14 protein-coding genes are annotated in these 16585 nt (G+C 55.9%); 8 read left to right on the top strand and 6 right to left on the bottom strand.

All coding sequences use genetic code 11. From position 1 onward, the window contains the following. Position 1: 1 nt before the first annotated feature. Positions 2-2119, bottom strand: coding sequence for a TonB-dependent receptor (locus tag AVO41_RS01870; protein WP_082676429.1), 2118 nt, complete (start codon positions 2117-2119; stop codon positions 2-4). A gap of 178 nt (positions 2120-2297) precedes the next feature. Here AVO41_RS01870 and AVO41_RS01875 point away from each other — a divergent pair, with 178 nt between their 5' ends. Further along, the gene (locus tag AVO41_RS01875) at positions 2298-3779 is read left to right on the top strand and encodes a YdiU family protein (RefSeq protein ID WP_068581759.1); all 1482 of its coding nucleotides are present in this window, start codon (positions 2298-2300) and stop codon (positions 3777-3779) included. A gap of 8 nt (positions 3780-3787) precedes the next feature. On the opposite strand, the gene AVO41_RS01880 is transcribed toward AVO41_RS01875, so the two are convergent. The 3 genes from AVO41_RS01880 to pgm all read right to left on the bottom strand — a co-directional run bounded on the left by AVO41_RS01880 (position 3788) and on the right by pgm (position 6093). Continuing rightward, positions 3788-4075 carry a type II toxin-antitoxin system RelE/ParE family toxin gene (locus tag AVO41_RS01880; protein ID WP_068581762.1) on the bottom strand — a complete coding sequence of 96 codons (288 nt, stop codon included), beginning with the start codon at positions 4073-4075 and terminating at the stop codon, positions 3788-3790. After that, positions 4076-4372 carry a TraY domain-containing protein gene (locus AVO41_RS10590; RefSeq protein ID WP_082676431.1) on the bottom strand — a complete coding sequence of 99 codons (297 nt, stop codon included), beginning with the start codon at positions 4370-4372 and terminating at the stop codon, positions 4076-4078. A gap of 77 nt (positions 4373-4449) precedes the next feature. Further along, entirely contained in the window at positions 4450-6093 is a 1644-nt protein-coding gene (gene pgm / locus AVO41_RS01890) for a phosphoglucomutase (alpha-D-glucose-1,6-bisphosphate-dependent) (protein WP_068581765.1), read from the bottom strand. Positions 6094-6292: 199 nt separating this feature from the next. Between pgm and AVO41_RS01895 the strand changes: the two genes are divergently transcribed. The 7 genes from AVO41_RS01895 to AVO41_RS01925 all read left to right on the top strand — a co-directional run bounded on the left by AVO41_RS01895 (position 6293) and on the right by AVO41_RS01925 (position 14037). Then, positions 6293-6598, top strand: a complete 306-nt coding sequence (locus tag AVO41_RS01895; protein WP_153003454.1) for a hypothetical protein — start codon at positions 6293-6295, stop codon at positions 6596-6598. Between the two features lie 145 nt (positions 6599-6743). Then, the gene (locus AVO41_RS01900) at positions 6744-8876 is read left to right on the top strand and encodes a TonB-dependent receptor (RefSeq protein WP_235584625.1); all 2133 of its coding nucleotides are present in this window, start codon (positions 6744-6746) and stop codon (positions 8874-8876) included. Positions 8877-9137: 261 nt separating this feature from the next. Further along, entirely contained in the window at positions 9138-9428 is a 291-nt protein-coding gene (locus AVO41_RS01905; RefSeq protein WP_068581771.1) for a co-chaperone GroES, read from the top strand. Between the two features lie 24 nt (positions 9429-9452). Then, positions 9453-11099: a chaperonin GroEL gene (gene groL / locus AVO41_RS01910; protein WP_068581774.1), complete on the top strand. Its 1647-nt coding sequence runs from the start codon at positions 9453-9455 to the stop codon at positions 11097-11099. A 158-nt stretch (positions 11100-11257) separates the two neighbouring features. Continuing rightward, positions 11258-12319, top strand: a complete 1062-nt coding sequence (argC, locus tag AVO41_RS01915) for an N-acetyl-gamma-glutamyl-phosphate reductase (protein ID WP_068581777.1) — start codon at positions 11258-11260, stop codon at positions 12317-12319. 120 nt (positions 12320-12439) lie between these two features. Next, the gene (gene erpA, locus AVO41_RS01920) at positions 12440-12781 is read left to right on the top strand and encodes an iron-sulfur cluster insertion protein ErpA (RefSeq protein ID WP_201022822.1); all 342 of its coding nucleotides are present in this window, start codon (positions 12440-12442) and stop codon (positions 12779-12781) included. Between the two features lie 101 nt (positions 12782-12882). Next, entirely contained in the window at positions 12883-14037 is a 1155-nt protein-coding gene (locus AVO41_RS01925) for a citrate synthase (protein ID WP_068581782.1), read from the top strand. A gap of 35 nt (positions 14038-14072) precedes the next feature. Here the strand turns inward: AVO41_RS01925 and AVO41_RS01930 are convergent, their stop codons facing one another. Further along, the gene (locus AVO41_RS01930; RefSeq protein ID WP_082676433.1) at positions 14073-15197 is read right to left on the bottom strand and encodes an anhydro-N-acetylmuramic acid kinase; all 1125 of its coding nucleotides are present in this window, start codon (positions 15195-15197) and stop codon (positions 14073-14075) included. Positions 15198-15201: 4 nt separating this feature from the next. Then, entirely contained in the window at positions 15202-16392 is a 1191-nt protein-coding gene (locus AVO41_RS01935; RefSeq protein WP_235584626.1) for a peptidoglycan DD-metalloendopeptidase family protein, read from the bottom strand. Between the last annotated feature and the right edge of the window lie 193 nt (positions 16393-16585).

The following is a 16585-nucleotide window of genomic DNA, read 5'->3' on the forward strand; positions in this document are numbered from 1 at the left end:
CCTAGTAGTTGTATTGATAACTCAGTTTGACGGTTCGGGGGGCGCCGGGGGTGTAATCGTAGCTTGGGCCGCCAAAGCCGGAGGTTTTGGACACTTCGGTTGCGTAGCGTTTGTCGGTCAGGTTGTGCACACTGAACGCGACCTGATGGGCCTGGCGCTCATAGCCCATGGTCAGGTGGGTCAACCCGGTAAAGCCGCTGTATTCCTCGCTGTTGGCATCGTCCATATAGTAAGCGCCCACGCCCGCCGTTTCGACGCGTGCGGAATAGGGGCCTTGTCGCCAGTCGACAAACAGGCTGTACTGATATTCGGGAGAAAAGCGCAGCAGATTGCCGGAGTAATCATTGCCGTCGCTGACGTAATCCACGTATCGGTATTCGGTTTTGGCGCCGCTGGCACCCAGCCCCCAGTTCGGGGTCAGTTGATACGCGGCGGTCAGCTCCACGCCTTTTTTGTCGGTTTCGCCGGCATTTTCATAGTAATCGGCACTGCCGTTTTCCACTTTGACGATTTCGTCGTTGAGTTTATTGAAATATAAGGCAAGATCAGCCGACCATTTGCGACTGCGGTGCTTGAGGCCGATTTCGTAGTTGGTCGAGGTGGAGGCGTCCAGATCCGTATTGTTCGGCGCATTGTCTCGCGTGGCCTGCATTTCACTTTCGGTGGGGGCCTGATTGGCGGAAGCGATAATGCCATACAGATTGGTTTGGTCGGTCAAGGCATAGGTTAATCCAAGCTTGGGCGAAATCAGGTGGTAGGTCTCGTCGTAGCGGTAATCGCCCGCCCCGCTCTGATAGGTGCCCGAGCCCCAGTCATAGTCAAGGATTTCATTGCCGTCGATCGAGAGATTGACCCGATCATAACGCAGGCCCACGTCCACCAGCAGCGACCGGGAGGGGGAAAAACTGTCCTGAATGTAGGCACCGAAAATGGTGTTCTGACTGTCTTCAACCTGAGCCAGTTCTCCTTTATCATCGGTCAACACTTCGGAAATGCGTCCGCCAAAACCGGTCGAGGTGTCTTCATAGGTGTATTTCTTGCCGTTTTCGCGAATGTCGGCGCGTGCGGTGACGCCAAACAACAATTCCGCCGGGTTACCAAACAGATCATGGCTGCGATGCCAGGTGAGATCGGTGCCAAACACCTTGTTGTCGGGGGCGTCGTTGATCATGCCGGTGACCGGGTGGAAATGTTCCCAGTGGGTGAAATAGACCTGAGGCTTGAAGGTGTAGTCCCCCATGGTGGTTTCATAACGGCTGTTGATGAACAGCATTTTGGAATAACGCCCGTTTTTGCGCCAGGCGCCATTGGTGTTGGTGGTTTTGCCGGTGTCTTTGTAGGCGTCGAATTCGGCGGCGCTTAAGGATTGGGGCAATTGCAGGTTGGCTTCGGTGTAGGCAATTTCGGTTTCGACCACCGAATTATCGTCAAAGAAATGCCCATGTTTGACACTGAATTGCGTCGAGTCGAACTGGTTCCAATCACGCCAGTCGTTGTCGGACTGACGACGGGAAATATTGAAAGCAAAGCTGTCGTTGTCACCGGCATCGAATTGCTTTTTGGCATTGAACTGTCGGCTGCCGAATGAGCCCAGGCCGAATTTGATTCGATCCTGCTGCGGGTCAAATACGGATTTGGATTTGATAAAGACCACGCCGCCACTGGCGTTGCTGGCATAAATCGAGCCGGGGCCTTTGTAGATTTCGACGCCTTCCATGTCGTCGATGTCAATCAGATCAAAACGGGTAAAACTGTCGGGGTCGGTCATGGGTACGCCGTCGCGAATTACCATGATTTCGCGCACGCCGTAGGGGGCTTTGAGTCCGGCCCCGCGAATGATCAGGCGCGAATCGTACCCATTGTTTTCCGAAATGGCCTGAACCCCGGGAATGGCGTCAATCACGTCATTGATGTTCATGGCGTTTTCACGCTCAATGCTGGCTTCGTTCACCACGGCCACACTTTGAGGGACGCTTTTGCTCTCGCGTTCAATTCGGGTGGCGGTAATACTGATATTGTCCAGTGTATAGGCGGGTTCGGTCTGCGCCCAAACGAACTGCGGTGCGTGGAAAAAGGCGAGAGCCAGAATGGCCGTGGCCAGTGGTTTTCGTTGCATCATTAATCCCCTTTTAAATTTTGAGGGAATTTTAGTCTGGATCGGAGGGGGCTTTATTGAAGACTGCTTAAGGCAGTATGGAGGATTCCTTGAGCGGATGGCGATGGCCAGGGTTGACTCATGCACTCGGCAAGGTAAACTAATTCCTGAGTGTTTTGCTCAGGAATTATCAGGGCCCTATATGTCGTTTCAATCCCGTTTTACCCAATTGCCATCCGATTTTTATCAGTTCAATGCGCCGGAGCCGATGCAGAATGGGCGCCTGGTGGGGGTGAACGCCGCTCTGCGTGAGCAACTGGGTTTGACGCTGTCGGACGAAGGGTTGCTGGCGCTGGCGTCAGGCCAATTGACGCATCCCGAGTTGGCTGAGGCAGGACTTCGACCGTTGGCACAGAAATACACCGGGCATCAGTTCGGTTACTACAACCCACATCTGGGCGATGGTCGGGGGTTATTGCTGGGCGAATGGCTGGCACCGGACGGACAGGTTTGGGACCTGCATCTCAAGGGGGCTGGTCGCACGCCCTTTTCCCGCAATGGCGACGGGCGAGCGGTGTTGCGCTCCAGCATTCGCGAATATCTCGCCTCCGAAGCGCTGCATGGACTGGGCGTGCCCACAACCCGGGCGCTGGCGATTGCGAGCAGTGACGAGGCGGTGCAGCGCGAAATCCTGGAACCGCGCGCGACCCTGCTGCGGGTCACGCCCAGTCACGTTCGTTTTGGTCACTTTGAATGGGCGGCCCGGAAAAACGCCACGGCACGGGATGCGCTGCTCGGGTTTGTGGTCGACCATTACTTTCCTCAGGCGCAAGGCAAGTCGTTAAAGCACCAGGCCTGGTATCTTTTGCAACAGGTGTGCGAACGCACCGCGCGCCTGATCGCACACTGGCAAGCCGTTGGCTTCAATCACGGGGTGATGAATTCGGACAATATGTCGATTCTGGGCGAGACCTTTGATTTTGGGCCTTATGCCTTTTTTGATGATTTTCAAATGGGATATGTGTGCAACCACTCCGACACGGAAGGGCGCTATGCCTACAACGAACAGCCGAGCATCGGGCATTTTAACTGTGCGTTGCTGGCGGATGCGCTGGGCGCGTATTTGAGTGAGGAAGACCAGAAAAAAGCACTGGACGATTATGTGAACGAATACAACCGGGTTGCACTGGCGCAGATGCTGGTGAAACTGGGGTTGGCCCCCACGCCCCAAGATCGCAACCGACCGGATGCCGAGGTTCAAAAGGGCGACCGGGCGCTGGTGGCGGATGTGTTTATTCTGATGGATCAGCAGCGGGTGGATCACAGCCTGTTCTTCCGGCGATTGGCGTGGCTGGGCACCGAGCGTGAACCCGAACTGATGGCGCTGCTGGCCGAGCCGGACGCCTTTGCCGATTGGTTTGCGGCCCTGCAACAACGGGTCACCGATGCGGGATTGTCGCAGCATGATTGGCAGGCACGGATTCGAGCCGCTAATCCGTCGATTGTACTGCGCAGTTACATTGCTCAGGAAATCATTGACGCCGCTGAAAAGGGCGATGAGGTGCCTTTGATGCAATGGACGCAAGCGCTTCAACACCCGTTTGACGATCACGTGGAGTTGGCCGATTACCAGCAACCACCCAAACCGGCTCAGAAAAGCATGGTGCTCAGTTGTTCGTCGTGAGCCGCGAGCTATGCTTCTTTATGGTGTTGGATTTTTAAAATCAGAATTTTTTCAGACCGGGGCAACCAGCGGTAGTAAATCCGGTAACCGGCTTGGCCGTAAGGCTTGTGTAAAATTCGCATGCCTTTGAGCGCTGCCGTTTCTTTGCCCATTTCCGGGAAGGACGCCAGGTGATCAATGGAGGTTGTCAGGGCTCGGATGGCGTTGTTGGCAGCAATGTCACTTTCTTCTGCCAAAAACTCTCGCAAGCGTATCAGGTCCTCACGGGCATGGGCTGTTAAAACAATCCGAGCCATTTACGAATTCAATTCTGGGGCCGATTTTTCATCTTCGGTGAACCAGGATTCCACCCAAGGTTTGATCTGGTTGTCCCAGTCAAACTGCTCACCGGTTTCTTCAAACGCTTTCCAGGATAGCAAAGCGTCTTTCAGGTCGTCATCCAGATCGTCGCTTTTGGGCAGATAGCGTGCCTCAAGTTCATCGAGGTGCGCCACCAGCGCTTCACGGGCATAAAAGGTTTTGGTGCGCCCGGTCAGTTTGGCCATGGTCTCCAACCGTGATTCGATGTCTTCAGGCAGGCGAATGGCAAGCATAAGGGGCTCCCTTTTCAGTAATGAAGATAAACTGCTATACAAAGTATAGCAAGCCAAGGCTGGCGTTTGCTATTTTTTTAACCCGATAATGCGGCGCTGACGATGGCCTGGGCTTCTTTGATGATTTCGTCCAGGTGCGCCTGTCCTTTGAAGCTTTCGGCGTAGATTTTGTAGATGTCTTCGGTGCCTGACGGGCGGGCGGCGAACCAGCCGTTTTTGGTGGTGATTTTCAGGCCGCCGATGGCTGCGCCATTGCCGGGCGCATGGGTGAGTTTGTCCACAATCGGTTCGCCCGCCAGCGAATCGGCTTTGACCTTATCGGGCGACAGGTTTTTGAGGATGGCTTTCTGCTCGCGGTTGGCGGGCGCGTCAATGCGCGTGTAGACCGGGTCGCCAAATTGTTCGGTCAGGGCCTGATAAAGCTGGCCCGGGTCCTTGCCCGTGACGGCGGTGATTTCGGCGGCGAGCAGGTTCAGGATAATGCCGTCCTTATCTGTGCTCCAGACGGTGCCGTCCCGGCGCAAAAACGACGCCCCGGCGGACTCTTCACCACCGAATCCGAATTCGCCTGAGACCAGTCCGTCAACAAACCATTTGAAACCGACCGGCACTTCGGCCAGCACTTTGCCCAGGCTGGCGACCACGCGATCGATCATGGAGCTGGAGACCAGTGTTTTGCCGATTTTGACATCGGCCGCCCAGTTCGGGCGGTGGGTCAGCAGGTATTGGATTGCGACCGCCAGATAGTGATTGGGGTTCATCAGACCGCTGGAGGGGGTGACGATGCCGTGTCGGTCCACGTCCGGGTCATTGCCAAAAGCGATGTCATAACGGTCTTTGAGGTCAATCAAACCGGCCATGGCGTACGGTGATGAACAGTCCATGCGGATTTTGCCGTCCTTGTCGACGTGCATAAAGCCAAACGTGGGATCGACGCGGTCATTGACCACCTCAATGTTGAGGCCGTAATGCTCGGCAATCGGCTGCCAGAAATCCACGGCAGCGCCCCCCATCGGGTCCACACCGATTTTGAGATTGGCCTCGCGGATGGCGGCCATGTCGACGACGCTTTCCAGATCTTTGACGTAGGGCATGATCAGATCTGCTTGGGTCAGGTGCGGCGAGGTCATGGCTTCGGCCAGTGGCAGACGCTGGATGGCGCTCATATCTTCGCTCAGAATGGCGTTGGCGCGTGCCTGAATCACATCGGTGGCGTCGGTGTCGGCCGGGCCACCATTGGGCGGGTTGTATTTGAAGCCGCCATCCTGCGGCGGGTTATGCGATGGCGTGATGATCACCCCATCGGCCAGGTCGTGTTCGCGTTGATGATTGTAGGTCAGGATGGCGTGTGAAATCACCGGCGTGGGTGTGTAGCGACCGTTGCCCTGAATGATCACGTCCAGCCCGTTGCCGACAAACACTTCGATCGCGGTGGCATGCGCCGCTTCCGAGAGCGCATGAGTGTCCATGCCGATGTAGATGGGGCCGGTGATGCCCTGCTGGTCGCGGTATTCGACAATCGCCTGGGCGATGGCGGCGATGTGGTTTTCATTGAACGCGCTCTGGCTGGCGCAGCCGCGATGGCCGGAGGTGCCGAAACTGACCGCCTGATCGGGATGGCTGACGTCCGGGGTCAGGGTGTAGTAATCGCTGACCAGCTTGGGAATGTTTTCCAGCAAAGCGTGTGGGGCCGGTTTGCCCGCCAGTTCAGAGTGCGCCATAGGTCGATGTCCTTGTTTTATGAATGCGTTGATTTCATCTTAGCGGATTCTGAAGGGAATTTTAAATGCGGTTGGGGCAAAGCCCGTGACAAGTCGATGAAATAACGGTTTTCAGAACGAGTTATGTTATAGTGTAACACTCAGGTTTCCGTTTCAGTCACCCAAACTGTCAGGCTGTCGTCTTGTTTTTATGAACCCTTTGCCTCGCTTACATTCTGCTCGCCGTTCCGGCTTGATTGCATCCTGCCTGGTCTGGGGGCTGCTGGCCGCGTTCTGGTTCGGTCAGACCGGGGCATTGGTGCACGAAACCGAGCATCCATTTCATGAGCACACCGTGGAATGTGATGCGTATCAGGCGCTGTCGCAGCCGCTCAGCGGTGATGGGGTCGGTCAGGCTCCTCTGTCCAACCTGTTTCCGGCGCAAATCGTTTCTGCTTCGCTTGTTGTTTCCCGACGGGTTTCCGAGTCGCCTGTTTTCTATGGCCGGGCGCCCCCGTTCTCCTGAACGTGTCTCTTTTGTAAGTGTTTTGTCATGGCTGCCGGGCGGGTTTTGACCAGGCCTGGTGGTTTTTGTCTTTGATTTGAGTGCTTCGCTGCGTGCGAAGAACTTATCGATTGATTTATATTCATTATTCAGTTCAGGAAAACGTATGAGCGTATCAAGAAAAACCCTATTGTCTAAGGCCATTGCTGTGGCCATGATTCAGGCCGCCGCGAGCAACGCAGTGCTGGCCGAGCAAAGCGAGCCGGTTGCGTCCAGTCAGACGAAACTGGCCCCTGTGACCATCTCCGCTTCGCCCATTCACCAACATCAGGCGTTTGATGTGCCTTCGCAAATCAACGGCCTTGATGGCGAGGAAAAGCGCGCGGCGCAGAGCGGCTCGCTGGGCGACACGCTGGATGGCATTGCCGGGGTCAACAACCTGGGTACCGGTGCTCAGGCTGGCAAACCTGTGATCCGCGGCATGTCAGGCAATCGAGTCAAAGTGTTGTCCAACGGTCAGGCCACCGATTTTCAAACCTATGGCGTGCGTCATCCCGCCAACATCGATCCCTTTCTGGCGGAGCGTTTGGAGGTGGTGCGCGGCCCGCAGAGTGTGCTCTATGGTTCTGAAGCCCTAGGTGGGGTGGTGAATGTGCTGTCGCCAGCGATTCCGTACGGGCGTGACACCCACGGCGAAGTAATGGGCGAGTACAGCTCGCAGAACAGTGAAAAAGTGGTCGGTGCCAAACTGGGTGCGGGCGGCGAAAATTTCGGTCTGACCGCTGGGTATGTGCAGCGCAAAGCCGACAACATGACCGTGCCGGATGAAAAAGACCGCGCGCTGTTGACCGGAGAAGTGCCTTACACCAATTACGACAACCGTTCGACCCATATTGGCCTGGGGTATGACGACCATTGGGGCTATGTCGAGTTGCGTCACACCCAGTGGATTGCCAAACAGAATTTTGTGGGCATTGAAAACGATGGCGGTGGGTTCGAAGCGGTGCCCGCCGGACAGCGCCTGCAAAACGACGAAACTCAATTGAAGGCCGGTCTGTATTTGGGCGATTGGACCCTGAAAGCGGATTGGAGCCACACTTTCAACCAGCGCGAAGCCGCGCACGATCTGCCATATGAAACCATGGCCGCCGACAAGGGCACGGATCATTATCTGGACCTGGAAGTAAAACGGGATGATGTCACCCTCGCGCTGGCGCACCCGAAAATGGGCGATTTTGAAGGCGAAATCGGCGTGAGTCTGACCGAAAAAGAACAGACCTTAAAATCCGGTCATCTGGCACCCAGCGCGGATGTGAGCCAACAGGCGGTGTATCTGTTTGAAGAAGCCGATTACGATCGCTGGCTGGTGCAGTTTGGTGCCCGCTATGATCGCCATGAGGTCAAAGCACCGATTAATGAAGCCAACCACCATTTTATCGAAGACGGTTTTTTTGACGACAGCAACAATGAGCGCACCTTTGATGTGGTGACCGGCTCGCTGGGCGCCACGTATCGGTTGGCGGATAACTGGGCGCTGGCCGGGTCGCTGGCACGCGGCTATCGTGCACCGAGCATTTTTGAACTTTATGCAGGCGGTGAACATGGCGGAGTTCAGGCGTTTCAGATCGGCAACCCGGACTTGAAGGAAGAAACCTCCATCAATGCCGACCTGTCGCTGCGCTGGCAAACCGATCAGGCGCAAGCCAGTGCTACGGTGTATCAGAACTGGGTGGATAATTACATTTATCTGGAACGCACAGGCAACACGGTCACGGGTGAATCGGGCAACAGTCTGGATGAAATGCAGGCGCAGCAGACCAAGGCTCAGATTCGAGGTCTGGAACTGGCCTATCAGCAGCAATTCACTCAACACTGGTCTGCGGATGCCGCGCTTGAAATCATTCAGGGGCGTGATACCGACAACAGCCGTGACCTGCCTTTGATTCCCGCCAATAACCTGCGTCTGGGCGGGCAGTTTCACCCGACCGATGGCGATGTGCTGAAAAATCAGGCACTCTCGCTCGGCGTGAAACTGGTGGCGGCCAAAGATGCGGCCGGGCAGTATGAACCCTTTTCCCAGTTTGACAACATCCCGACCGGCACCGCCTCGACCGATGCTTACAGTGTCTGGGATCTGGGCTATACCGCACAGGTCAAATGGGACAAACGCACACTGCGTTTGAGTGCTAAGGTGGAAAACCTGTTTGACACCGCCTATGTGGACTTCCTCAACACCTACAAAGGCTACTCACTCAACCCCGGGCGTAATGTTCGCATGAACGCCGCTTTGGAATTTTAATCGATCTTAACCAACCTTCCGCCCCGGCGTTCTGTCGGGGTGTTTTTGACCAGGCCTGGTAAAAAAACACCTTTCTCTCTTGAAAAAAATCCCCCTGTCTCCATAAAGCTTGACAGCTTTGGCGCAATTTATAAAATTGTTAGCACTCTCAGTATTAGAGTGCTAATTTTTGATGCCGCAGCCCAGCTTTAAACGGTGGCTGCGGTGATTCTGACAAACGTCAGGCACTTGACCTTACTTGATAAATCAGGAGATCCATCGATGAAAATCAAGCCATTACATGATCGTGTGGTTGTACGCCAGAAAGAGGAAGAAAAAGAGTCGGCCGGCGGGATTCTGCTGCCCGGTTCCGCTCAGGAAAAAGAAAACATGGGCGAAGTGGTCGCTGTGGGGCCAGGCAAAATGGCCGACAACGGTTCGCGCATGGAAATGACCGTGAAGGTCGGCGATCAGGTGCTGTTTGGCCAGTTTTCCGGTCAGGAAGTCAAAGACGGCGAAGGGGAACCCCTGAAAGTGATGCGTGAAGACGACATCATTGCAATCATCGAGTAATCAGTTTTAGAGAGGACGAATAAGATGGCGAAAGACGTACGTTTTGGATTGGATTCGCGTGAGAAAATGGTCGAAGGGATCAATGTCCTGGCCGACGCAGTAAAAGTGACCCTGGGGCCAAAAGGCCGCAACGTGGTACTGGAAAAATCTTTCGGTGCGCCGACGGTGACCAAGGATGGTGTGACCGTTGCCCGTGAAATCGAACTGGAAGACAAGTTCATGAACATGGGCGCACAGATGGTGAAGGAAGTCTCTTCCAAAACCAATGATGTGGCCGGTGACGGGACCACCACTGCGACCGTACTGGCGCAGTCTGTTGTGCGCGAAGGTATGAAAGCCGTGGCCGCGGGCATGAACCCGATGGACCTGAACCGTGGTATCCACAAAGCCGTGGACGCGGTGGTGGAAGAAATCAAGAAAATGTCTGTGCCGTGTGATTCGTATGATTCGATTGCACAGGTTGGGACCATTTCCGCCAACTCTGATTCCGCTGTGGGCAAAATGATTGCCGACGCCATGGAAAAAGTCTCCACCGAAGGCGTGATCACCGTGGAAGAAGGCTCTTCTCTGCAGGACGAGTTGGTCGTGGTTGAAGGCATGGAGTTCGACCGTGGTTACCTGTCGCCTTACTTTGTGACCGATCAGGAAAAAATGGTCGCCGAGTTGGAAAACCCTTACATTCTGTTGTTTGATAAGAAAATCTCCAACATCCGTGAATTGCTGCCAACCCTGGAAGCAGTGTCCAAGTCCGGTCGCCCATTGCTGATCGTGGCCGAAGACGTGGACGGTGAAGCCCTGGCGACACTGGTAATCAACAACATGCGTGGCGTGATGAAAGTGGCCGCAGTGAAAGCGCCTGGTTTCGGTGAGCGTCGTAAAGCGATGCTGCAGGATATGGCGGTTCTGACCGGTGGTACGGTGATTTCGGAAGAAGTGGGTCTGACCCTGGAAAACGTCGAGCTGGACATGCTGGGCGAAACCAAGTCAGCGGTGATCGGCAAAGACAGCACCAAGCTGATCGACGGCGCCGGTGCCAAGGAAGACATCGAAGCGCGTTGCAACCAGATCAAGTCTCAGATGGAAAACACCACGTCTGAGTACGATCAGGAAAAACTGCAAGAGCGTCTGGCCAAGCTGGCCGGTGGTGTGGCTGTGATTAAGCTGGGTGCGGCCACCGAAATGGAAATGAAAGAGAAGAAAGACCGTGTCGACGACGCCTTGCACGCAACCCGTGCAGCGGTGCAGGAAGGCATCGTCGCCGGTGGTGGGACCGCGCTGGTGCGTGCTCGTGCCAATGTTTCGGTCAAAGGCGACAACGACGACCAGCAGGTTGGGGTCGAAATCGCACTGCGTGCCATGGAAGAACCCATGCGTCAGATCGCGTCCAACTGTGGTCTGGAAGGGTCTGTGATCGTCAACAAGGTGAAAGAAGCCAGCCCTGAAATCGGGTTTGATGCCAACTCTGAAACCTATGTGGACATGATCAAGCAGGGCATTATCGACCCGGCTAAAGTTACCCGTTCTGCACTGCAGAATGCGGCTTCGGTCGCCGGTCTGGTTCTGACCACAGGTGCGGCCATTGCCGATCTGCCGTCTGATAACGACGGTGCCGACGCGGCAGCTGCAGCCGGTGGCATGGGCGGAATGGGAGGCATGGGCGGCATGATGTAAGCCCCCGCTTTCCCAACGTCTTAAGCAGACAGAAACCCGCGTCGACTTCGGTTGGCGCGGGTTTTTTATTTTTGCAACCCCGGTTGGCCTGCAGACGTTTGTGGCCGGGCGGGCTCGTGCTAAAATGCGGGTTTTGAGACGACAGATTGGATAATGGGATGACACAGGCAAATATCAAAATCGGGATTGTCGGCGGCACCGGGTTTACCGGGGTCGAGCTTTTGCGCATGCTGAGCACACATGATCAGGTGCAGGTTGAGGTGATTACCGCGCGTTCGGAAGCGGGGATGCCGGTGGCGGAGATGTTTCCCAATCTGCGCGGTGTGACCGATCTGGTGTTCAGTGAGCCCAAACTGGCCACCCTGAGCCAGTGTGATCTGGTGTTTTTTGCCACCCCGCACGGCGTGGCCATGGAAATGGCCCCGGCCCTGGTGGAGGCCGGGGTGAAAGTGATCGATCTGGGGGCGGATTTCCGTCTGGAAGATCTGGGCGTCTGGTCGCAATGGTACGGCATGGACCACAGCGCCGAAATTTTGATGTCGCGTGTGGCCTATGGGTTGCCGGAATGGTATCGCTCAGCCATCGCGCAGGCGCGCGTCGTGGCCAATCCGGGCTGTTACCCCACGGCCATTCTGTTGGGTGCGTTGCCGTTTCTCAAGGCCGGGCTGGTCAAGCCGGAAGGGATTGTCGCCGATGGCAAATCCGGCGTCAGTGGCGCCGGTCGGGGCGCCAAAGTGCCCATGCTGGGCGCCGAAATGAGCGAAAGTTTTAAAGCCTACGGCATCAACGGTCACCGTCATTTGCCGGAAATTCTGGAAAAGGCCTCTCAGGTGTCCGACCAGTCTGTGTCGATGACGTTTGTGCCGCATCTGGTGCCGATGGTGCGGGGCATGGAGGCGACGCTGTATCTGCCGCTGACCGATCCTGATTCGTCGCAGTCGGACGTGGAGGCGTTGCAATCCCTGTTGGCATCGACTTATGCCGAGGAACCGTTTGTGGATGTCATGCCGCCCAATTCGCTGCCGGAAACCCGCAGTGTGCGCGGGTCCAACCTGTGCCGCTTGAGCTTGTCACGTCCGCAAAACGGTGATGTGCTGGTGGTCACCTCGGTGATTGATAATCTGGTCAAGGGCGCGGCCGGTCAGGCCATTCAGAACATGAACCTGCTCTTTGGCTGGCCGGAAACCAAAGGCCTGCAGCAAATCGGCCTGATGCCTTAAAGTTGGGGCGGTCAATTGGGTCACTTTTACCAGGCCTGGTTAAAAGTGACCCTTTCGCAGGGTTTTGTTACAATAAATTTATCTCAGCTCATAATTGAGAGCATGACAAAGGAGGCAGATATGTCTGCGATGCCGGAACCAGTTAATTTTACCGAAGCGGCGGCCCAGAAAGTAAGCGGTCTGATTGCCGACGAGGGCAATCCGGAGTTGAAGTTGCGGGTGTACATCACCGGTGGTGGTTGCTCCGGCTTTCAGTATGGGTTCACCTTTGATGAAAGTCAGGCGGACGACGACACCGTCGTGGAAAAAGAAGGGGTCAAGCTGATGATTGACCCGATGAGTTTTCAGTACCTGATGGGCGCGCGCATTGATTATCTGGAAGATCTCCAGGGCGCACGTTTTGTGATTGAAAACCCCAATGCGACCACCACCTGTGGTTGCGGGTCGTCCTTCGGCGTGTGACCAATCGGCCCGTTCATCGGGCAAAACACTCTATTTCCCATCAACACGGACAGCGCGGCATGCCTGATTCCGTGTTTTTATTTTCGCGTTAGGAACCCTTTATGGATTACATTCCAGGATTGGCTGGTGTACCGGCCACTGAATCAGAAATATCATACATTGACGGCGAAAAAGGCCTTTTGACCTACCGTGGTTACGACATTATGGAACTGGCCGAACACTCGTCGTTTGAGGAAACCACGTTGCTGTTGTTGTTTGGCAAGCTGCCGAGCTATCAGGAACTGTATGATTTTGATGTGAAGTTGCGCAAAGCCAGACGGGTGAAATACAACCTGCGCGAAATCATGAAAAACCTGCCGCCTACAACCCACCCGATGCACATGCTGCAAGTTGCAGTGGCAAGTCTGGCCAGCTTTTATCCCAGTACCGAATACATGAAAGGCGGCACCGAAAACCAGGATTACATCAACCAGGTGACGGTGAACATCATCTCCCACATGGGGACGTTGGTGGCCATGTGGGAGCATATGCGCAACGGCTTTGATCCGGTCGAACCGCGTACGGATCTGACCTATGCCGAGAACTTTCTGTATATGGTCACCGGCGAGGAACCGGACAAGGATTGGGCGCGCCTGCTGGATGCCTGTTTGATTCTGCACGCGGAGCACACCATTAATGCCTCCACCTTTACCACCATGGTGACCGGCTCCACATTGGCCAACCCCTGTTCGGTGATTTCCTCCGCCATTGCCTCTCTTTCCGGTCCTTTGCACGGCGGGGCCAACCAGAAAGTGATTGAGATGCTGGATGAGATCGGGGAGCCGAAAAATGCCCGCGCCTACATTGAAAAGCGCTTGAGCGAGAAAAAAGTGATTTGGGGCATGGGCCACCGCGAATACAAAACCAAAGACCCGCGTGCCACGATTCTGCAAAAGCTGTCGTCTGAGTTGCTGGAAAAGAAAAGTGATGAAGGCTCACTGAGTCACTCTTTTGCCACGGCCATGGAAGTGGAACGTGTGTGCGAAGACTTGCTGGGTCACAAAGGGGTGTATCCGAATGTCGATTTTTATTCCGGCATTCTTTACAAAGAGATGGGCTTTGATGCGGGACTCTTTACCCCGATCTTTGCGGTGGCCCGTTCGGCTGGCTGGATGGCGCACTGGCGTGAACAGTTGCAGAACAACAAAATCTTCCGTCCCACCCAAATCTATACCGGCGCCGGTGCGGCGTGTTACGTGCCCATGGAGCAGCGCTAACCACAGAAAGTGTCTGTCAGTGGGACTGGGACGAATTAAGGTTGCCAGACCCCGCCCAGAATGGCATCGCGCTGTGCCCCGGTGACCGAGGCCAGTTTAATCGGGCGCTTCGCCAATCGTTCTCTCGCCAGCCAGGCCATCATCGCGGCTTCCACTGCCTCAGGCGGCAGGCCCAGTGCGTGTGAGGTCCGTACCTGAGTACGGCTGCCCAGCGCATCCTGCAGTCGTTGCATCAGAGTCTGATTGAAACCGCCGCCGCCCATCACAAAGACCTGCTCGGGCAGGTTTTCCCCACATACGTGTTTTAATGCGTCCGCCAGGCTTTGCGCCGTGAGCTGGTTGAGCGTGCTCAAAAGGGTGTCGGGGGAAGGCGCTGGGCCTTGATAGCTGTCCAGGTAGGTGGTGACCCAGTTTTGATGAAAGGCATCACGTCCGGTGCTTTTCGGCGGCGATTGCGCAAAATAGCCGTCACTCAGAAAATGCGCCAGCAGGGCCGCATCCGGTTCGGTGCGTGCCGCCAAAGCCCCGCCTGCATCATAGGCACATTCAAAATGCTGCTGACAGACCTCATCCATCAAAGCGTTGCCCGGGCCAGTGTCCCAGCCAAGGACCGGCTGGTCAGGGCGGAACAGGCTGATGTTGGCAATGCCACCGATATTAATCAACGCGCAGGTCTGTGTTTTTAACGGTTCGGGCAGCAACGTTTGGTGAAACGCCGGGGCGAGGGGGGCGCCCTGTCCGCCCAGTGCCATGTCGTCAATCCGAAAATCGGCCACGGTTTGAATACCGGTGTGTTTGGCGATGACCGCGGGATGCCCGATTTGCAGGCTCATGCCAAGGTCCGGCGCGTGGTAGAGGGTTTGACCGTGACTGCCGATGGCGGTGATCTCATTCGCCGACAGAGACTGTTCACGTAGCAGCTGATTGGCGGCCGCGGCCAGTTGTTCGCCCAGTGTGCGGGTTAAGTCGGCCAGTTCTTTCAGGGGGATTTGGGGCGTGTGGTTGAGGTCAACCAGCCGCTGACGCAGGCGAGGCGCGATCGGTTCACTGACTTGGGCCAGGTGACGCGATGCAGTCGCACTGAAATCCATCAATACGGCATCGGTCGCATCCAGACTGGTACCGGTCATCAGGCCAATGTAGAGCTCAGTTGGCCTCATCCGTTCAGTCGAAGCGTTGAGCCAGTTGGGTATGTGGGCTGAGGCGCTCGAGTTGAGCCATCATCAGGCCGGCTTTCTGTTCAAAGCGCCGACGGTGCTGTTCGGGGACCGGGTTGGCATCGGGCAGCTTGACCCGAAGCGGGTCCACGTGGCGACCGTTTTTGCGGAATTCATAGTGCAGGTGCGGCCCGGTTGCCAGACCCGATTGGCCGATGTAACCGATGACGTCTCCCTGTTTGACCCAGCTGCCCTGTTTGTACTTGCCAAAACGGGACATGTGCGCGTAGACCGTGGTGAAACGGTTGGCGTGTTTGATGTAAATCACCCGGCCATAACTGCGGCTCCATTTGCGCTTAACGATCTGACCGTCGCCGGTGGCACGGATCGGTGTGCCAATGGGCCCGCCATAGTCCACGCCACGGTGGGCGCGCCATTTTTTCAGCACCGGGTGGTAGCGTTTGGGTTTGTAGCGCGAGGTAATGCGCACATAGTCCACCGGATTGCGCAAAAAGGCTTTGCGCAGGTTGGCCCCCTCCCGGTCGTAATAGCCGATGTTTTCTTTGCCGGACTCATCCCGCAGCAGGAAGGCGGTGTGAACGTCGTTGGAACCGGTGTTGATTTGAGCGGCAATGATGTCGCCATCCCCAATGTATTCACCATCAATGTAGCGCTTTTCATAAATGACCCGGAACGGATCACCCGTGCGCAGCTGGCGGATAAAGTCAATTTCCCAGGCAAACACATCCGCCAGATTCATAATGGTTTTGGGGCTCAGGCCTTCAGCCTGGGCGCTCAGGTAAAACGAATCCTGAATGACGCCGGAGGCCGATGCCAGGCGTACTTCCACCGGGCGCTCGATTTTTGCAAGCATAAATGCCTGGTTAGCCCGTGTTAGGCGATAGGTGAGCGCTTTGCTCGCGTGACGTTCGATTTTCTGCAGACGGTTGGCCTCATCCAGCCAGATGTGGAGGGTGTCGCCCTGGCGCAAGCGGGTGAGCCACTGACTGTTTTCGGTCTGGCCGATCTCCCAGCTGACTTGCGCGGACAGACCGAGCGAGTCCAGCGCTTCAGACAAAGAGCCATTGGCCGGAACGGTGTAGGTGTGATGGGTCCAGGTCTGGTCGGTTGCGCTTGCATCGTTCGGGGTGCGGGCGTCTTGCGTTATGCTGGGCGGCGGCAGTGGCAGGTTACTCACCGTACGTGAGCTTGGCTGGTCCGTAGCGGATGCCGAGGCCAACTGCACCAAAAAAAGAAAAATCAGTGTCAGTAACAGAGCAAATTGAAGAACGCGTGTGGCCGTCACAGTTGTGCACTCACCTTGTTGATTTGGTTGTTCGTGTCGATCGTCGGTCCTGGGCGCATTGCCCGTCTCAGAAACGCTTGGTGCT

It is taken from the genome of Thiomicrospira sp. WB1 (assembly GCF_001507535.1).
GTDB lineage: Bacteria > Pseudomonadota > Gammaproteobacteria > Thiomicrospirales > Thiomicrospiraceae > Hydrogenovibrio.